This window comes from Novipirellula methanifontis, from assembly GCF_052161655.1.
Taxonomy (GTDB): Bacteria; Planctomycetota; Planctomycetia; order Pirellulales; family Pirellulaceae; genus Novipirellula.
The window spans coordinates 8,514,327-8,532,008 of record NZ_CP197418.1 but is presented as its reverse complement, the minus strand read 5'-3'; the positions used below and the strand labels follow the sequence as shown (position 1 = coordinate 8,532,008).

Below are 17,682 nucleotides of genomic sequence, written 5' to 3'. Positions count from 1 at the left end.
AAGGGCGATCCTTTTCCCTAGTTCGCTTCGCGACGTGTTAGCTCATCACGGAGCTTGGCGGCCAATTCGTATTGTTCTTGTTCGACCGCTGCAGCCAATTGCTCTTTGAGAGTTTTGCCGACCGAGTATTCATTGCGCAATGATTCACGCATGTCAATCAAACGCACAACGAGTTCGTCTTCTTCGAAGTGTTCTTCGGCTTCGTGTTTGATGAAAAATTGGTGAATCACATCGAGCCCTTGATTGATCGCTTGGATCGCTTCTTCGGCCGTGTGGTCTTCGAGTTCTCCGAGCGCGTGTGCTTGCGTGCGGTGGAACAAAACGAAAGGACGGTATTGCTCGTGCGCAGCCCCCCAGTCCTCTTCGGGACTCATCTCGCTGCTGATGTCCATCAAACGCAATGTATGATCCGCGTCCATCACCGCCCGATGATAATATTGCAGTCGCAACCAACAAATGCGTCGGTGGTAGAACTGCATGAATTCGCGATCGACTTCGTTACACTCGCTCTCGCTTAACTTATGATCTTGATCTTCGAGCCGGAGATGTTGCAGATGGTCGAGATAGGTTTCGCTTTCATCGTAGACCGCTCCGTCGGGACGGCCGGTCGTTTCGAGCTGCAGCATCCCCATGTCCACACGCATTTGGATGACATCGCGTCCGTCTTTACCTTTGATCAAGCGGACATTTAAATTCCCAGGATCAAATTCCCAGTTGGAAAGTAGGTCGTCAAAATGCATCGCTCGCTTCATCAATCCGTTCTATTCAATTTAGGATGAAAACCGGCTGTTTCAGCGCCGAACCCCGAGTATAACAGCCCGCCAAGCTTGGTGAAGCATTGTTGACATTTTACCTCGTATGCCGTTGGGTGAGTTTGGGGCCGTTGGTACGAGGGGATTTCTCGATCGCTCCGCAGCGAGTAACGGCCCCCACGTCGCTCGTGGCCAGGATTAGTCGTCTCCGCGTGGGCCCTGCCGACCAAGCTTTTTCTGCGAGTTTTGCCGCTTTTTATCGAGCCTTCGCCGCTGGCTTCCGCGGGTGGGTTTGGTTGCCTTGCGGGGCGTTGGCGGGGCTTGGCATTCCAGTAGCATCTCGGCCAATTTGGTGCGTGCATCGGCGAGGTTGCGAGCCTGGTCGCGATACCGCTCGCTATGCACCAACAATTCGCCATCACGGGTGATCCGATTTTGATAGCGGCTGGCGAAGCGGCGTCGCCACCCCGGATCAAAACCTCGACAATCGGCCATCGACCACCGCAACGTCACTTTCGAGTTGACCTTGTTGACATTCTGGCCACCGGGACCGCTGCTTCGCGCCGCCGTAAAAATTAGATCCCCCGCGGGAATCGTCAGTCGTGTGTTTACAAATAGATCGTTCATGGTTCTGCGGTAGATTGTAGGCCGAGTTGCAGCCGAGTCGACATCGGTAAAGTTTTTTGCCTATGTTGGTAATCCAAAGAAACCTCGCGTAAGGTGGGGACGATTCTTTGAAATTGATTCATGAAAATACCAACCGGAGACGTTTGAATGGGGTTTGTTGTGCGTTGTCAAGTTGGAATTGCGTTGGGGGTTTCGCTGGGCTTTGCGATCATTGCCACATCGCTGCCCGCCGCTTGCGAAGATCCGACCACTCAAAAATCGGTGCTCCGTTGGCCTCGTTTGTTGGGCGAGGATTTTGACGGAAACGCTGCAACCGAGCAAACCTTCGATTGGTCAAGCAAACCAAGCTTTCTGTGGTCGCTCGAGGTCGGTGAGGGCTATGGACTCGGTTCGGTATGGGGTGACGAATATTTTCAGTTCGATGCGGAGTTATCGGCAACTGGTCCGGTAGAGCGGTTGCGATGCATCGACCTCGCCACGGGCAAGGTGAAATGGCAAGATGCTCGGCCCCTCGTTTACCGCGATATGTATGGTTACGAAAGTGGTCCCCGTACTACCCCGACACTCGATTCGCAGTCGGTGTTCACTTTCGGCGTCTCAGGAGAACTTGTCTGTCGAGACCGCAGCACGCATCAAGTCCGTTGGTCCGTCGACACCAATAAAAAATACGGCGTCGTGCAAAACTTTTTCGGAGTCGGTTCGTCACCTTTGCTGTTTGATGATTTGGTGATCGTGATGGTGGGTGGTAGCCCCGCCGAAGACGCCGCAATTGCGCCGGGACGACTCGATCGTGTGTCGCCGAATGGTTCGGCCTTGGTAGCGTTTGATAAAGCGACTGGCAAGGAACGGTGGAAGTGCGGTGATGATCTGGCCAGCTACAGCAGTCCACGAACGATTCAAATCGAAGGGCAAACGCTTGTGCTTGCCTACGCTCGCGAAAACTTGTTGTGCGTCGATCCGAAGCTTGGCAAAGTGCTTTGGAAATATCCTCATCGCGCCGACATTCTCGAAAGTGCGATAGCGATGACCCCTGTGGTCGATGCCAACCAAGTCTTTTTAAGTGAGTGTTACCAGATCGGCAGTGTGCTACTAAACGTGACGGCACAAAAAGCAGAAGCGGTGTGGAAGGACCCGCCGTTTGATCGTCGCAGTCAATCGATGCGGTCGCACTGGGCCACGCCCGTTTTGATCGACGGGTTTTTGTATGGATGCAGTGGCCGGAACGCTCCCGATAGCGATTTCCGCTGTATTCAGTGGGACACGGGTGAAGTCAAGTGGAGCGACCCACGTCGCACACGTTCCTCGGCAACTCGCGTTGGCGATGTGATGCTCGTGTTAGAGGAGCGTGGCACACTGCAAGTCGTTAAGGCAAACTCTGAGAAGTTCGAACTGGTGAACGAGTGGCGACTCGATGAAGGCGATGCCGATGTGCCGCCGATTCGCTACCCATGTTGGTCGGCTCCGATAGTGGTTGGCAATCGGATGTTGGTGCGAGGAGATGACCGCGTCGTTTGTTTCGAGATTCGTTGATCGCTCGGATTGTCGTTGATCGCTTCGCGATCTTTACGCTCGTCTCACCGTTTTCAAGCGACGTCACCTTTTTCAGACGAGATCGCTCTCTGCTGGCGGATCGATCCAGTGGAATTCGCCCAGCGTTTCGATTTTCGCCGAGTCTTGTCGATCGCCTCGGTGGACCAACATTGCGGCGGCAAGGTTGGTTTGTTGGAACTGATCGCGAACGACATCGGAACCCGAGACAAACCATCCTGTCGCCAAGGCATCGGCATCGGTCGCGTTGTCCATCAACAGCGTCAATGACAACAGATCGCCGGCGGGGTATCCGGTTCGAGGGTCGATCACATGACCGTAACGACGTCCCTGATGATGAAAGAATTGTTTGCCTGATCCGCTGGTCGCGAGTGCTTGGTTGCGAAGCCAGATGCCGGCGAGTCGCCTATTTGATTTGGTGGGATGGGCGAGCCCAACGGCCCACCCCTGCCCGCTGCCCGGCGTTTGGTCGCCGCTGGCGATCACGCTGCTGTTGCCGCCGTGGATCAAAAAGTCATTGACGCCTCGGTTTCGCAAGTGGTTTGCTAGTCGGTCCAACGCGTCCCCTTTGCCGATGCCCCCTAAATTGATCGCCATGCCTGGGATCGCAAAGCCAACGGTTTGGTTGGACGGGTTTAGATTCAAATGTTGATAACCAACAACACGACGTGCGTTTTCAATTTCCGCCGCCGTCGGTTTTTTGCCGCTCCGTTTGGTGAAACCCCAAGCTTCGACCAGCGGGGCGGCGGTGATGTCGAACGCACCGCCGGTTTGCTCGCCCCAGTACACGGCGCGTTGCAGCAGGTCAAAGGTCGGCTTGGAAATAGAGACGGCTGATTCGCTCGCCAGCAGATTGATTCTGGAAATTTCGCTCGTCGGGCGATAGATAGTTAGATCCGCTTCGATTCCTTCGAGCAGATCGGCGGCTTCGACTGCTGCTTCGACCGCTTTACCAGGACGATCGTCGTGCTCACGTTCCTGGTCCGAGTCGACGGAACATGAGTCGACGGAAGGATCGGGTGAGGGAGCGGAGGCATCCTGGCTAGGCAAGAGAATCACAAATTCGGTAGCCATTGCCTTGCGAGTGATTTGGCAAATCGAATAGGCGCCCGACGCGGCGGACCGAATCGGTTCGTCCGTGTCGCGCGAATTGCTGGGCTCGCTGGGAAATTCGTTCGAGGAAGAGGGGGGCGAAGTCATCCAGAGGGTCGGTGTTGAGGGGAGCGGAGGCGGATTGAATACGAAAAGTCTGGAATTTTTTTTCAGCTTGTCGTGAACATCGAGCCGATGCTGATGTCTATTGGTACGTCGTTAGCGGCGTCAAGCACGTCGATTGCAGGTAAATACGGAGAATATGCGGTTCCTAACGTTTTTGCAGCGACCGAAAAAAAGCCTTGCCAACATCGGCCTACTGTGGGTTGCGTTTTCGGAGCTGATTCAGCACAATCTGGCTTGCTTGACTGAAGTTTAACGAAGCAAAGCGAATATGGAGCGGTGGCTGAGTGGTCGAAAGCGCCGGTTTGCTAAATCGGTGATCCGGGAAACTGGGTCCGCAGGTTCGAATCCTGTCCGCTCCGCTTAGATGAAGACCCAAAAGCGTTAAACCAAGAAAAACTTGGTTGCTCTTGGGTTTTTTATTCGGTACTTCCAAAGTCAGGTGATTTTCGATTGAGTTGGTTTTTCCAACGCAAGAAAATCAGAGGGCGTAGCTCAGTCGGTAGAGCAACGGACTTTTAATCCGTTGGTCCTGGGTTCGAGTCCCAGCGCCCTCACTGCTCTTCGCGAGAAGAAAGAAACCCGCTGTCCCCAATCAGGACAGCGGGTTTTCTTTTGCGCCGATCGTTTGCGCCGTTAGTAAGTTTGCACTGTTAGATCGAGTGCGAGACGACGGGGATGTAGTACTAGCCAAGCGATCGAACCAGCGACAAAGTGGTTCGGCGAAAGTCTTGGCGGCTTTGGCTATAAGAAGTATGCTACAGCCGTTCTCTAGACCGCTACACGCAAGGCTTCGCTTCGATGAATCATGATTCGCCCGAATTGTTTGATCGAATGGGGGGAGCCGACGCGCTCTCCGCGATCGTTCAAGAGATGTATGAACGTATTTTGAAGGATCCTCAGCTCGCACCGTTCTTTAAGAATGTGCAGACCGATCGGGTGCGAAAGATGCAATACGAATTCTTGGCGTCGGCCTTTCAAGGCCCGGTGAACTATACCGGAGCTGAGTTGACTGCGATTCATCACAATCGCGGGATCCGTGCTTCGCACTTTGCCTTGTTCTGCACCCACTTTGCGGAGGCGGCGCGAGCTCACGGGGCGAACGAAGCCGATGTGGATCAAGCGCTCGGTCAGCTGGCGACTTACAAAGACAAAATCACCGGTGACTCGAACGTTGATGGCTAGTGCATCATTTGGATGATCGCGCGACAGAATTCGGGAAGATCATCGGGGCGACGGCTACTGATGTGGTGCCCGTCGACCACGACGGCTTTGTCCTCGTAGGTGGCTCCGGCGTTTACAAGATCGTCTTTGATCCCTGGTGATCCTGTCACCCGGACGCCACGATAGACGCCTGCGGAAATTGTAATCCAACCGCCGTGGCAGATCGCGGCGATCGGCTTCTTAGCCGTGTCAAAATCGCGTACGAGTTGCAGTAGCACCGGATCGCGACGCAATTTGTCGGGCATGAATCCACCGGGCACAATCAATGCATCAAAATCGTTGGCGGTCATGTCCGCGATCGCAGTATCGCTGGTGCAGGGATAACCGTGTTTGCCGTTGTAGTGTTGGTTTGCTGCGGGGCCCGCAATCGTCGTTGTGGCACCTGCTTCTTCGAGCCGCAGCTTGGGGTACCACAGTTCGAGGTCTTCGTAAATTTCGCCGACCAGAATCAGGATGCGTTTGCCAGACAGCGGGAAGTCGTTATTTGCCATGAAGAGATCTCTTTGACGGTGATGCGGTTGGGGAAGCAGCGAGCGGCTGTGGAAAATCGACGCGGATCTTAGATCGCTTCGCTGCCGCGTTCGCCGGTGCGGATGCGGACGCAGTCGTCCATCGGCAGGACAAAAATCTTGCCGTCGCCAATTTCGCCGGTATGGCCACCTTCGAGAATCGCGTCGACGGTGGGTTTAACGAATTCTTCGTTGACGGCAATTTGCAGCTGAACTTTTCGCAGCAGATTCACGCTGAATTCGTGACCGCGGTACACGCCGGTTTGACCTTTTTGACGTCCAAATCCTTGGCAATCCATCACGGTCAAGCGAAACACCTCGACTTTGGTCAGGGCTTCTTTAACGGCTTCGAGCCGACTCGGCTGGATAATGGCGATAATCAGCTTCACGGCTAAGCACGATCGGGTACGAAGGAAGGCGAATGATTGCCGGTCTAGAGTAGAGACTCGGAATCATGGGTAAACAGACACGATAACGGCATTGTACGGTGACAGCCAGCGAGGGCGTAGGGCGTCCCTGATTGCAAAAGTGCATAAAAAAAGCCTCGCGACTTGAATCGCGAGACTTGTGAGCGAAACCCCGACCCGGACGAGTGAGGCGGACACTCGCCGCGGGCCGTTGGGGCTCATTCTGACTCCGTGAGGAGCCAAAAAAATCAACTTGGTTTTTCCGCCTTACCGGGCTGCCCCGCCGTTGCAGTGAGAGAATCCATCTCGTGCAACGGCGGAGCTGCGGTAGGTAGCTTCTATCGAAGGCTTTTTCCTCAGCCTTTCTTTTCCTCAGCGTTACGCTGTGACGCCTGCACCGTACGAGTCCGATGGGTAGGCGTGCATGCCATGCTCGGAAACATCCAGTCCAGCTTTTTCTTCTTCAGGTGATACTCGCAACATTCCGACGGCCTTGAGCACCAAGAACAGTCCGAACATGGTGATGAATGCCCAAGCGGCGAAGGCGACGACGCCGACCGATTGAATCATCAACGATGTGCTACCACCCGCGAGGTGCGTGTTGGGAAGCAGGCCAATCGCCAAGCATCCCCACATGCCACACAGTCCGTGAACGGGCCATGCACCGACAGGGTCATCAATCTTCAGTTTGTCCAACAGCATCACACCGAACACGACAAGTCCACCGGCGACAGCACCGACGACGATCGACCATCCGTTGGTGAAGCAATCACAGCAAGCAGTGATGCCAACAAGTCCACCCAGAGCACCGTTCAGGCTCATGGTCAAATCAGGGTGACCAAACAAGGCCCAGCTAATCAGGGTTGCCACGACGACACCGCCTGCAGCAGCAAGCGTGGTGTTCACAGCGATCAATACGGTCGCGTCAATGTCACCCGTACCTTGGAAAGCAAGTTGGCTGCCGGGGTTAAACCCATACCAACCGACCCACAAGATGAACACGCCAAGTGCGGCAAAAGTAATGTTGTGACCAGGAAGTGGTACTGACTTTCCGTCGGACGTAAAACGTCCGAGTCTTGGGCCAAGCACAATCGCACCGGCAAGGCCAGCAAAACCACCTACCATGTGGACGACTGCGGAACCCGCGAAGTCTTGGAAGCCCATGCTGTATCCGTCGGCTGTCAGTTCCCCGAACTGCATCAACCAGCCACCGCCCCATTTCCAGAAACCGCTGATCGGATAGATCAAGCCAGTCAAAATTGCACTGTATGCCAAGTAGGCGACGAACTTCATCCGTCCCGCAACCGCACCCGAAACAATCGTGGCTGCCGTGGCGGCGAACACCGCTTGGAAGAACCAGTCCACTTGAGGGCTGAAGGTTCGGTCCGCTGCCGCGTCATAGATGCCGTAATGGGGCATGTTGATGAACGCGTTCGGTTCCGAAACATAACTTCCCGCATACATGATCGAGAAGCCGAAGGCGAAGAATAGCAGTGCTCCGACCGCCAAGTCCATCAAATTCTTGTAGAGAATGTTGACGGTGTTCTTGGCCGAGTTCAGCCCTGCTTCGACCATTGCGAAGCCCGCTTGCATGAACAAAACCAAGACCGCACAGATGAACAAAATAAAGTTGTCCAGTGCGTAGCCAACACCCAAGTCGGCTTCTTCTACCACTGCTTCTTCGCTGGGGGCAGCGGCGTCGCCCGCGACGACCGCTTCCGCAATTTCCATAACCGCCGCAGACTCATCCTGAGCCGAAGCGACCGGCGCGAGCGCGATGCCGCTCCCCAACAACATGCCAAATAGTACCAATGCCGACAGCATCGGCGTCCGTAAGCCGTAAAACATAAATCCGCCTTCTTTCTGTGAACCTTGAATCGTTAAATCGGTGATGCGATGACGCCCGTTTGTGCCAATCACCCGCGGGCCAACCACGACAAGAAAACACGGCACCTCACTTACGCTTTTCAATGCTGAAAACTCAAACGCTGAGAAAGTGGGAGTGCCTTCTTGTTGCCTGAGAGTCTTAGCATTGGGTGGGCCAAACGCTTTAGGAGGCGTTTGGTTCGTGTCGCAAGTTGATGTAGTTAAACGACTTAAGTTTATTTTTTATTTTTCGTTTTGATCGGGTTGGGCAGTTGTGAAGATCGTGCGAGCTAACGAGATGGGCATGTCGAACTAGAGGTGCCTGTATTTTGTGCACAAATACCCCGCCCGTTTCGGATACCGGAATTGACGGAGACTTCGGCTCGGTCGTAGCGAGATTGGCAGCGAGTTTCGAGTCTTCTGGCCCGGGAACGCGTTGCGTGCCACCCCTGCAGCAGCGTGTTAAGATGGCCTCGGGCCACGTTCCTGCCGACATCGATGGGGTTGGGGCAGCGGCGGTATTCGCCGCCGTGGACTTTGATCCGTGGGCTTTGATCTAACGACTTGTGAGAGTTTGCGAATGCTGTTTGTCCCCTACAGCACTGATGCTCCGATCTATCACCTGCCGATTGCGACGGGCGTGATCGTGGTTGCTAACATCGCGGCGTACTTTGCCACTTCTTTCCAAGTCCTGATCGGGAATCTCGAGCCCGACTCGATTGAATGGTTGATGCTGCAGTTCAACCAAATCAATCCGCTACAGTGGATCACAAATGTCTTTATCCACGCAGGTTTCGAGCATCTGCTGGTCAATATGTTCTTTTTGTTTGCATTCGGGTTGGTGATCGAAGGCAAAATCGGTGGGTTTAAGTTCGCGGCGCTCTATTTGTTGTTGGGGGTCGTGGGCAGCGCGATGATCCAGGTGCCGTTGTTTTTCCAGGGGGCTGGCAATGGCGTCGCGGGAACCACCAGCATCATTTTTGGATTGATGGTGATCGCGGCGCTATGGGCACCGGAAAATGAACTCGACTGCTTCTATTGGATTTTCCGGCTTGCGGGAAGCGTCGAGATTCGGATCGTTGTGATCTGTGTCACGTTTGTCTTTTTACAACTCGTCTTAATCATGTTCCGACCGTTTTCGTTGACGGCGGAAATGTTGCATCTGTTCGGAGCTCTGATGGGGCTCGCGATTGGTTTTTTGATGTTGCGTCAAGATTGGGTCGATTGCGAGGGATGGGACATCGTTTCGCGAAACTCATTTCTGCATGACTACACTTTTTTTATGTCCGACAAGCAGCGTCGACGCGTTACGCAAAAGGTGGCAACGCATCATGATCCGGTCGCAGCGGCATTGGCCCTTGTTGGCACAAAACCGACGGCAACCGCTGTGGTAGCGTCATCCCCGCGACCTTCGGTAGCAACGACTGCCACGCAAGTTCGCAGCACTGATCCGCCATCCGCACCGACGGAATCGATCTCGACAAAATTAGCGAGCACCACCGCCATGCTACGCCAGCGATTGAAGGGCGAGAAAGGAGTGGCTGCCGAGACGGAAAAGGTTGAGCCCCAGGCTAACGACCACCCCGAATTCAATCGTTTGTCGTTCTCGATGCGGCAAGCGGTCGAGACAGGCAACCTGGCGATGTGTGAACAATCGTTCTCGAGGCTTGATCAGTTGCAACTGACGAGCGGTTTGTCCGAACGCACCTTGTTTCGCTATGTCGCGTTGTTGGGCAAACAGAAAAAGTGGCTCGAAGCGGTCCGCCCCCTGCATTTGATCAGCGATCGGCAAGGCGTGCTGGCGGACGAAGCACGGATTCGTATCGCGCAGATCCAAATCTCGGTCCTGCAGAAACCGAAACTAGCACTCGAAACATTGTCGATGATCTCCGCAGCGGAAGATCAGAAACCCGAACTGTTGGCCAAACGCCAACAGCTGATTCTTGCGGCGCAGAACGCATCGCAATAAGCATCAACAAAATGTCAGCGATCTTAATATGCTTTGGCAAAGATCGCTTTTTGCGTGGCCGGACGGCCGGTCGCAAAGCACACGCCGCTGCCTGTGTCTTGATCGCGGGGCACGCAGCGAATCGTGACCTTCAGCTCTTTGAGCAGTTCATCAATCGATTCTTCGTCCGAGAAATAGCAACTTGCAAAGCCGGCATGGATCTCGGGTTGTTCTTCGTTTTTAGGCGTAAAGAACGCTCGGAAATCAGCTTCGTTGTCGATCGTGACCGTGTTTTCTTCTCGCAACTTGAGCGCACGGTCGAACAGGTTTTGCTGCATGTCGCCCAGAATCGTTGCAATGGTTGCGATGAACTCTGCACGAGGTAACCCAACGCTCTTGGCTTGATCACGTCGTCCCAAGAAGACCGAATCTTTTTCGATGTCTTTAGGGCCGACTTCGACGCGAAGTGGCACTCCGCGTTTGACATGGTGCCATTTCTTTTCGCCACCACGAACGTCTCGATCATCGACTTCGACGCGAATGGGCATTCCTGCATACGATTGGGCCATCAAGTCCTTTTTCAACGTTTCGACGTACTGCATCACGTCGGCTCGCTGATCCGCATCGCGATAGATGGGCAAAATGACCACTTGTGCCGGAGCCAATCGTGGTGGCAGCACGAACCCGTCATCGTCGCTGTGAGTCATGATCAACGCACCGATAAGACGAGTCGAGACACCCCAGCTGGTGGTCCAGGCAAACTCTCGCTCGCCCGCTTCCGATTGAAATACGATCTCTTGTGCCTTCGAGAAGTTTTGGCCCAGGAAGTGACTTGTGCCTGCTTGCAGCGCCTTGCGATCTTGCATCATGGCTTCGATCGTCAGCGTATCAACGGCGCCGGGGAAGCGTTCCGCAGGTGTCTTGCTGCCGATGATGACCGGCATCGCCATCCAGTTTTCGGCAAAGTCGGCATACACGTCGATCATCCGCTGGGTTTCTTCGATCGCTTCTTCGGACGTTGCGTGAACGGTATGTCCTTCTTGCCATAAAAATTCGGCGGTCCGCAAGAACATCCGCGTCCGCATCTCCCAACGCAACACGTTGGCCCATTGGTTGATCAAGATCGGCAGGTCACGGTAACTCTGGACCCACTTGGCATACGTGGCGCCGATGATCGTTTCGCTGGTGGGGCGAATGATCAATGGTTCTTCGAGTTTGCCGGCCGGACGCAAACCACCAGCCGGATCGGGTTCAAGGCGATGATGCGTAACGACGGCACATTCCTTGGCAAATCCCTCGACATGCTCTGCTTCCTTTTCCAGGAAACTCATCGGGATCAACAGTGGGAAGTAGGCATTTTGATGCCCGGTGGCCTTGAACATGTCGTCCAGTGCCCGCTGCATGTTTTCCCACAATCGATAGCCCCATGGCTTGATCACCATGCATCCGCGGACAGGCGAATTCTCGGCCAAATCAGCGGCGCGGATCACCTGTTGGTACCACTCGGGATAGTCGTCGGCGCGAGTCGGTTGGATGGCGGTCTGAGGTGCTTTGGCCATGGGATCACGAGGAAGTTGAGGGAATGGAGACGCCTGGAACAACGAGCAGGCAAGTCCATGCGGGCAGTCAAAACGAGGCGGGCAGGCGGAAACGGACGGTCACCTGCGAAAACGCAGATTGTGGGGGCTTTAGCGGATTTGGCTAGACCCCGATGTTCGCATCCCCATGCTGGAATTGCACGGCAATCAATCGATGCGAGCATGTCGACGACGTCGGCGATGCCTGCGGCACGTTATCGACGCAGATTCAGCAGCTCGTCAAGCAATTGCTGACTGGTCGTGATCACCCGGCTGTTACCTCGGTATTGGGTACTCGCCAGCACCAAGGCGATCAAGTCTTTGCCGATATCAGTATTGCTGAGTTCCAATGCACCGCCGATGACGCTGCCGATCCCGTTTTGTCCGGGACCCCCTTGAACGGGAAGACCGGTGTTGACCCCTTGAGCATACAGGTTCAGCCCGCGAGCCTCCAAACCGGCTGGGTTGGCAAAGCGAGCGAGTTGAATTTTGCCGAGGTCACGCGAGATGCCGTTGCTGAATACACCCCGGATCGTGCCGTCTTCCCCGATCGCGAAACTGTTCAAAACGCCAGGGCCGCTACCGTCTTGTTGAGTGGCTGCGAGTGTGGAATTTGCAGTCGCTAGACCCGAGACGCGGCCAAAGTCGACTTTGATTTGCAGCGGTGAAACGCTCGGTGTCCCCTCACGGCTAATCGCGATTTTATCATTGGTGGCGTTGATGAAGTTGCCGTTCCCGTCAAACTTGATCAATCCCGTGCCGACGGCGATATCGGGGCCGCTATTGGATTGATTACCACTGCTGTCGGCGAACCAACGATAAATGGTTTGCTCGTTCGTGCGACTTTCCAACGTGGTCGACATGCGAACGTTGATCGGAACCCCGAGCGAGTCATAAACGACAAAGTCGCTGACCGCACTCTGCCCGGTGGCTTCTTGGACCGTTCCAAAGGCCAAGTTAGGCGTGGTGACGTTGCCATCAAGACCGACGATACGAAACGCCGCGAGATCGATGTCCAACGCATTGGATTCGCCGTTGTTGCTGACGAATTGAATCTTGCCGTCTTGGATATATCCGCCGGCGGATATCGTTCCGGTTTGTCCTGGCAAGTGGTTTTCCGATTGCGGGATCGGATTTTGTGCATCGACTTGGACTGTTTGGATCCCTGAGGATTCTTCGATAAAGTCGATGAAATCTTGAAGCGTGGTGGTGGTGGTGACTTCGAACTCTTGGGTGCCCAAGGCCCGTTCCCCTTTGCGGCCGCTATAGCTGAGTGTTCCTAGTTGGAACGCTTTTTCGTATGTGACTCCATCACGTTTGAGCACATCCGTCAACAGCGTACCGGCATTGATTTGGGGGCCGTCCAGGTCGAGCGTCTTGTTTCCGGAGACGCTCAAATCGGAAATTTCGGCGTCCGATTTTCCATCGGTGTAGGTTTCACCCGGCGAAACCGTGTCGACCAAATAGAAGTTGTTTTGGTCATTAGACAGGTTGCGGTAGATCTTGATTTCGTTGTAGTTCGGAAATCCGTCAGTGATCGATGGCGTCGGTGGCGTGGGGAAATCCGAAAGTGAAATTCGGCCAGCCACAATATTTTGAGGACCGATCATCACACTGGGACGCGTTTCCGGTTCGCCAGCACGACCATACGTGATCATGTAGGTATAGTTGCCGGTCAACGTGTCAGTATCCAACGCATTGGAGGACAGCGGGGTTGCGCCGGTATCGCTAAAGGTGGCTCCGGCGGCGGCCGAACCAAGGCGGAAAAAGTCCTGCCCATTGGGGCCGGTGCGATAAACGTTGACCGTGGGGTAATCGCCCCCGTTGGGGTCTGCGGGAAGACTGCCTAGGTCCACCCGGCCTCCCGAGCCGACGGTGACATTAATCGCACCACTCGGAGCGGCCTCGTTGCCTTGGCTGTCGACCAACGCGACTCGGTACTGGTAGACTCCGGCGGCTAGAGTCCCTACGCCACTTTTGTCGACCGTGATGTTGGTTTGATCCGAAAGCGGAGCACTTTCAATGATGACGCTGCTGGCGTCGGCGCGAGGCACTTTGGAGTCGCCAAGTTGCAGACTCTGGATAATTTGACCTTGGGTCGCGAGTTCGCCTTCGGGAGTCAAAGTTCCCTCGAACGAAACATTTTCAGTCGCTTTAGCAACGCTTTCGGTACCTAGCGGGACCGTCATCGGCACAAGTTCGGATTCCTGCAATCGAAATTGTTCGTCGACGCCGTAGCCAAGCAATCGCTGACCGGTTGAATTCACCAGTTCCGCATTGCTGTTCAGCTTGAAGATGCCGTTTCGAGTGTAGAGCTGTTCACTGGAAGCTCCCTCGACAATAAAGAATCCGTCGCCTTGGATCGCGAGGTCCGACGGGCTGCTGCTGATTTCGATCGTCCCTTGGTTATGGTTCGCCGCGATTTCCGCGACTTGAACCCCAAGTCCGATTTGGCGAGGGTTGGTGCCCCCGTTATCTGTCGTGGGGCCACCACCGAGCGACAAGGTCTGCAGGAACTGAGTCGCAAATACCGCCTCGGATGACTTGAAACCGACGGTTTGCGAGTTCGCCAGGTTGTTTCCGATCACATCGATCTGTGTTTCGGAAGCTGAAAGTCCCGTGAGGGCGGTGGTCAGTGCTGAGGTTAATCCCATCGACTTATGTTCCTATCCGCGTCGCCGGATAGGAAAAAGTCGATTTTGAGAGCGGCAAAAGAGCTCGCTCACCTAATCGTCAAATTCTACCCAGTCTGAATTTCTCGTATGTTCTTAATCTCCATCGTCTTTTCACCCACGTGAACTTTGACAGAACGTGAATTGTTATCGTCACTTGTTTCCACAGTGATGCGATCGACCACCCCATCCACGGGGGTGGCATCGTCAGCGAGCCCTTGGACTGAGCGTCCGATCAGTCCGCTAGCGGTAACGAGCTCTTGGCTGTTGGAGAGATTTGATAGCGTTTGCGTCAATTGATCGGTCGCTCCGATCTCTCGAATCTGACTGATCTGCTGGATCATTTCCGCGTTGTCGGTCGGATTCAGCGGGTCTTGGTTCTGCAATTCGCTAATCAGCAGCTTCATGAAGCTGTCGGTATCGACCGACGAAAAGCTGTCGTTATTGCCCGTTTGTCCCGCAGATTGTTGAGAGGTGAAACTTGCGGTGCCGGATTGGCCGATTTGCGACATGGTCGAAACCCAATTGGATGGACGGAATCAACGACTCGGGTGAGTCCCGGTCGGCACAATACTTGTACGATTTGCGATGCCAGGACGGCGAGAGCAATATTTGGCTCGATCGAGGTGCCTGCGGATCGCTCGATTTGACCGGAACGGATGGTACAGGAATATATTCTTCCCCATTTGGCCTGCACGGACGCTGTTGCTACCGTTGCGTTGCGGTAGGTCATCGAATAGCCTCAGAGGAAATCACCGCAAGACGCGAGTATTAGCGTTCCTGGCGGATTTTTCAGCCTGATCAATTTTCGAGAGCAAAGGAACGGAATAATGTTGGCGCTAATTGTCTGGTTGATCGCATTGGGATCTTCAATCCTGGCACTGGTTTGGGCCTACCGTTTTTATCAGGAAATGATGGAAGCGGACGAAGGCAGCGACTTGATGAAAGAGATCGCTGAAAGTGTTCGCCAAGGCGCCAATGCCTATCTAAAGCAGCAATACAAATGGGTTGCGATCGTTTTTGTATTTGTGGCCCTATTGCTCGCTGTCGCTGCGTTTGTGTTGCGAGTGCAGAATGTGTTTGTCCCGATTGCCTTCTTAATGGGCGGATTTTTCAGCGGCTTGTGCGGTTGGTTTGGGATGAAAACGGCGACCTACGCTAGTAGCCGAACGGCAGCGGGTGCCCAGCGGTCGCTCAATGATGGATTGCAAATTGCCTTCCGCAGTGGAGCGGTGATGGGATTGATCGTTGTCGGCATGGGGCTGATTTACATCTGCTTCTGGTTTGCGTTTTTGTATTGGTTGCTACCAATGATCAACGAAGCTTACGCGATGAGTCTGCAGCAGATTTCGGTCGCAATGCTTTCTTTTGGAATGGGGGCGAGTGCTCAGGCCCTCTTCGCGCGTGTGGGCGGCGGCATTTTTACCAAGGCAGCTGATGTCGGTGCGGACTTGGTTGGCAAGGTCGAACAAAGTTTGAAAGAAGACTCGCCACGTAATCCAGCGACGATCGCCGATAACGTTGGTGACAATGTTGGCGATGTTGCGGGCATGGGGGCCGACCTGTACGAGTCCTACTGCGGATCGATTTTAGCCGCGTCGGCTTTGGGGGTGGCTGCATTCCAATCGAGTCGGGGATTGCCCGAAGGTTACGATGTCGGCGACGCTCAACTGCAAGCGATGCTGTTGCCGCTCGCGATCGCGGGCGTGGGAATCCTGCTTTCGATTGTTGGCATCTATGCGGTCAAAACAGGTGAAGAGCCGACTCAGAAAGCACTTCTGAAAGCGCTTGGCAAAGGAATCAATCGATCTTCGCTGCTGGTCATGATTGCCGCGGTGGTGCTTTCCGTTTGGTTAATGCCGCCGGTGCCCGGGACGATGATCTTCGGGATCATTCCCGGTATTGCCGTCAGTATTATTGTCGGTCTGGTCGCAGGATGGGGCATCGGTCAGTGGACCGAACGCGTTACCAGCGACGAATACTCCGCGACACGAAAACTGGCGAAACAGGCAGAGACAGGCCCCGCGACGATCATCATTTGTGGAATTGCCGATGGCATGCTCAGCACCTGGGTTCCCGTCGTGATCGTTTGCGCCGCAATGTTATTGTCATTTGGGTTTGCCAACGGTGGCTCGTTCAACGATCTGCATCTTTTTTCGTTGGGACTTTACGGAGTCGGTATCGCGGCGGTGGGGATGTTAAGCACGCTGGGGATCACGTTGGCGACCGATGCATATGGCCCGATCGCTGACAATGCAGGGGGTAACGCCGAGATGTCGGGTTTAGAAGACATCGTGCGAGAACGCACCGATGCACTCGATAGTCTCGGTAATACCACAGCTGCGACCGGAAAAGGTTTTGCGATCGGCTCGGCTGCTTTGACGGCGCTTGCGTTGTTGGCGGCGTATGTCGAAGGGGTTCGCGACGGCATGGTCCGCTGGGGCGACGAGTATGTTCACCACGATGATGTCGTGGACGATGGGGTTTATCGCATTACACCTGATTTGCTGGTTAACAAAACGGGTGATGAATCCGAAGTCTACCTTGTCTTGAATCCATCGATTGATAAGAGCGAAGAGGTGCGTGCGTGGCGAGCAGCAACCGTTAGCAAACTCGAACCCTCTGCTGTGGTATTGCCAGGTGAGAAGCATTTCGGTCAAGTCGATTCGATTGGTGCTTCGATCGTGTCGGTGCGAAACGCCAACCTAAAAGATTTCCTGATCTTCTATGACGCAACGCTGATGAATCCTCGTGTCTTGGTCGGCGTTTTCTTAGGGGCCATGAGTACGTTCATGTTTTGTGCGATGACGATGAAATCAGTCGGCCGCGCTGCCCAAGGCATGGTGATCGAGGTTCGCCGTCAATTCGAAGCCAACCCGGGCATTTTGGATGGATCGGTCAAGCCGGATTACGAAACCCCGGTCAACATCAGTACCAAGGCGGCTCAGCGAGAAATGATTTTGCCAAGTTTGCTTGGCTTGCTAATGCCGATCGTGGTCGGTTTGGTTCTCGGTGTCGGCGGCGTTCTGGGATTACTGGTCGGATGTTTGACCAGCGGCTTCTGTTTGGCGGTTTTCATGGCCAACAGCGGTGGATCGTGGGACAACGCGAAAAAGTATATAGAGGCGAATAATCACGGTGGAAAAGGGAGTGATGCTCATAAAGCAGCGGTTGTAGGGGACACCGTGGGAGATCCTTTTAAGGATACTAGTGGTCCCAGCTTGAATATTCTGATCAAGTTGATGAGTATGGTCAGCGTTGTCGTTGCAGGCTTAGTTGTTCGTTACTCGCTTGTCGCGATGGGAATTTTCTAAGCAACCGTCGAAAATGCGTTGGA

The 17,682-nt window shown here is 54.4% G+C and carries 13 protein-coding genes and 2 tRNA genes; 6 read left to right on the top strand and 9 right to left on the bottom strand.

Annotation, left to right across the window (positions count from 1 at the left end):
* Positions 1 to 17: 17 nt before the first annotated feature.
* Together SH528x_RS30345 and arfB are read right to left on the bottom strand one after the other, a co-directional pair.
* Positions 18 to 752 (bottom strand): UvrB/UvrC motif-containing protein, encoded by a 735-nt coding sequence (locus tag SH528x_RS30345; RefSeq protein WP_442507166.1) that lies wholly within the window; start codon positions 750 to 752, stop codon positions 18 to 20.
* Between the two features lie 198 nt (positions 753 to 950).
* Complete coding sequence (arfB, locus tag SH528x_RS30340) at positions 951 to 1,379, bottom strand: alternative ribosome rescue aminoacyl-tRNA hydrolase ArfB (protein WP_442507165.1); 429 nt, start codon at positions 1,377 to 1,379, stop codon at positions 951 to 953.
* 159 nt (positions 1,380 to 1,538) lie between these two features.
* Here arfB and SH528x_RS30335 point away from each other — a divergent pair, with 159 nt between their 5' ends.
* The gene (locus SH528x_RS30335) at positions 1,539 to 2,909 is read left to right on the top strand and encodes a PQQ-binding-like beta-propeller repeat protein (protein ID WP_442507164.1); all 1,371 of its coding nucleotides are present in this window, start codon (positions 1,539 to 1,541) and stop codon (positions 2,907 to 2,909) included.
* A 72-nt stretch (positions 2,910 to 2,981) separates the two neighbouring features.
* On the opposite strand, the gene SH528x_RS30330 is transcribed toward SH528x_RS30335, so the two are convergent.
* Positions 2,982 to 4,127 carry an FAD:protein FMN transferase gene (locus tag SH528x_RS30330; RefSeq protein WP_442507163.1) on the bottom strand — a complete coding sequence of 382 codons (1,146 nt, stop codon included), beginning with the start codon at positions 4,125 to 4,127 and terminating at the stop codon, positions 2,982 to 2,984.
* 288 nt (positions 4,128 to 4,415) lie between these two features.
* Here SH528x_RS30330 and SH528x_RS30325 point away from each other — a divergent pair.
* The 3 genes from SH528x_RS30325 (at position 4,416) to SH528x_RS30315 (ending at position 5,327) form a co-directional block, all read left to right on the top strand.
* Positions 4,416 to 4,504 (top strand) — tRNA-Ser (locus SH528x_RS30325).
* A 122-nt stretch (positions 4,505 to 4,626) separates the two neighbouring features.
* Positions 4,627 to 4,699 (top strand) — tRNA-Lys (locus tag SH528x_RS30320).
* 244 nt (positions 4,700 to 4,943) lie between these two features.
* A complete protein-coding gene (locus SH528x_RS30315) occupies positions 4,944 to 5,327 on the top strand; it encodes a group I truncated hemoglobin (RefSeq protein ID WP_442507162.1) in 384 nt (127 codons plus the stop codon).
* On the opposite strand, the gene SH528x_RS30310 is transcribed toward SH528x_RS30315, so the two are convergent.
* From SH528x_RS30310 to SH528x_RS30300, 3 genes are all read right to left on the bottom strand, one after another.
* A complete protein-coding gene (locus SH528x_RS30310; RefSeq protein ID WP_442507161.1) occupies positions 5,324 to 5,857 on the bottom strand; it encodes a type 1 glutamine amidotransferase domain-containing protein in 534 nt (177 codons plus the stop codon). The genes SH528x_RS30315 and SH528x_RS30310 overlap by 4 nt on opposite strands.
* A 68-nt stretch (positions 5,858 to 5,925) precedes the next feature.
* Positions 5,926 to 6,264 carry a P-II family nitrogen regulator gene (locus tag SH528x_RS30305; RefSeq protein WP_339937375.1) on the bottom strand — a complete coding sequence of 113 codons (339 nt, stop codon included), beginning with the start codon at positions 6,262 to 6,264 and terminating at the stop codon, positions 5,926 to 5,928.
* 396 nt (positions 6,265 to 6,660) lie between these two features.
* Positions 6,661 to 8,079 carry an ammonium transporter gene (locus tag SH528x_RS30300; protein WP_442512208.1) on the bottom strand — a complete coding sequence of 473 codons (1,419 nt, stop codon included), beginning with the start codon at positions 8,077 to 8,079 and terminating at the stop codon, positions 6,661 to 6,663.
* A 649-nt stretch (positions 8,080 to 8,728) separates the two neighbouring features.
* Here SH528x_RS30300 and SH528x_RS30295 point away from each other — a divergent pair.
* Positions 8,729 to 10,117 carry a rhomboid family intramembrane serine protease gene (locus SH528x_RS30295; protein WP_442507160.1) on the top strand — a complete coding sequence of 463 codons (1,389 nt, stop codon included), beginning with the start codon at positions 8,729 to 8,731 and terminating at the stop codon, positions 10,115 to 10,117.
* 23 nt (positions 10,118 to 10,140) lie between these two features.
* On the opposite strand, the gene proS is transcribed toward SH528x_RS30295, so the two are convergent.
* The 3 genes from proS to SH528x_RS30280 all read right to left on the bottom strand — a co-directional run bounded on the left by proS (position 10,141) and on the right by SH528x_RS30280 (position 14,857).
* The gene (gene proS, locus SH528x_RS30290; protein WP_442507159.1) at positions 10,141 to 11,655 is read right to left on the bottom strand and encodes a proline--tRNA ligase; all 1,515 of its coding nucleotides are present in this window, start codon (positions 11,653 to 11,655) and stop codon (positions 10,141 to 10,143) included.
* A gap of 233 nt (positions 11,656 to 11,888) precedes the next feature.
* Entirely contained in the window at positions 11,889 to 14,327 is a 2,439-nt protein-coding gene (locus SH528x_RS30285; RefSeq protein WP_442507158.1) for a flagellar hook-basal body complex protein, read from the bottom strand.
* A gap of 86 nt (positions 14,328 to 14,413) precedes the next feature.
* Positions 14,414 to 14,857 carry a flagellar hook assembly protein FlgD gene (locus SH528x_RS30280; RefSeq protein WP_442507157.1) on the bottom strand — a complete coding sequence of 148 codons (444 nt, stop codon included), beginning with the start codon at positions 14,855 to 14,857 and terminating at the stop codon, positions 14,414 to 14,416.
* A gap of 318 nt (positions 14,858 to 15,175) precedes the next feature.
* Between SH528x_RS30280 and SH528x_RS30275 the strand changes: the two genes are divergently transcribed.
* Positions 15,176 to 17,659, top strand: a complete 2,484-nt coding sequence (locus SH528x_RS30275) for a sodium-translocating pyrophosphatase (protein ID WP_442507156.1) — start codon at positions 15,176 to 15,178, stop codon at positions 17,657 to 17,659.
* Positions 17,660 to 17,682: the final 23 nt, after the last annotated feature.

Excerpts from the sequence above, each read along its gene's own strand:
- SH528x_RS30345 (WP_442507166.1), bottom strand. The coding sequence starts at position 752 with ATGAAGCGAGCGATGCATTTTGACGACCTACTTTCCAACTGGGAATTT.
- arfB (WP_442507165.1), bottom strand. The coding sequence starts at position 1,379 with ATGAACGATCTATTTGTAAACACACGACTGACGATTCCCGCGGGGGAT.
- SH528x_RS30330 (WP_442507163.1), bottom strand. The coding sequence starts at position 4,127 with ATGACTTCGCCCCCCTCTTCCTCGAACGAATTTCCCAGCGAGCCCAGC.
- SH528x_RS30315 (WP_442507162.1), top strand. The coding sequence starts at position 4,944 with ATGAATCATGATTCGCCCGAATTGTTTGATCGAATGGGGGGAGCCGAC.
- SH528x_RS30310 (WP_442507161.1), bottom strand. The coding sequence starts at position 5,857 with ATGGCAAATAACGACTTCCCGCTGTCTGGCAAACGCATCCTGATTCTG.
- SH528x_RS30300 (WP_442512208.1), bottom strand. The coding sequence starts at position 8,079 with ATGTTGTTGGGGAGCGGCATCGCGCTCGCGCCGGTCGCTTCGGCTCAG.
- SH528x_RS30295 (WP_442507160.1), top strand. The coding sequence starts at position 8,729 with ATGCTGTTTGTCCCCTACAGCACTGATGCTCCGATCTATCACCTGCCG.
- proS (WP_442507159.1), bottom strand. The coding sequence starts at position 11,655 with ATGGCCAAAGCACCTCAGACCGCCATCCAACCGACTCGCGCCGACGAC.
- SH528x_RS30285 (WP_442507158.1), bottom strand. The coding sequence starts at position 14,327 with ATGGGATTAACCTCAGCACTGACCACCGCCCTCACGGGACTTTCAGCT.
- SH528x_RS30280 (WP_442507157.1), bottom strand. The coding sequence starts at position 14,857 with ATGTCGCAAATCGGCCAATCCGGCACCGCAAGTTTCACCTCTCAACAA.
- SH528x_RS30275 (WP_442507156.1), top strand. The coding sequence starts at position 15,176 with ATGTTGGCGCTAATTGTCTGGTTGATCGCATTGGGATCTTCAATCCTG.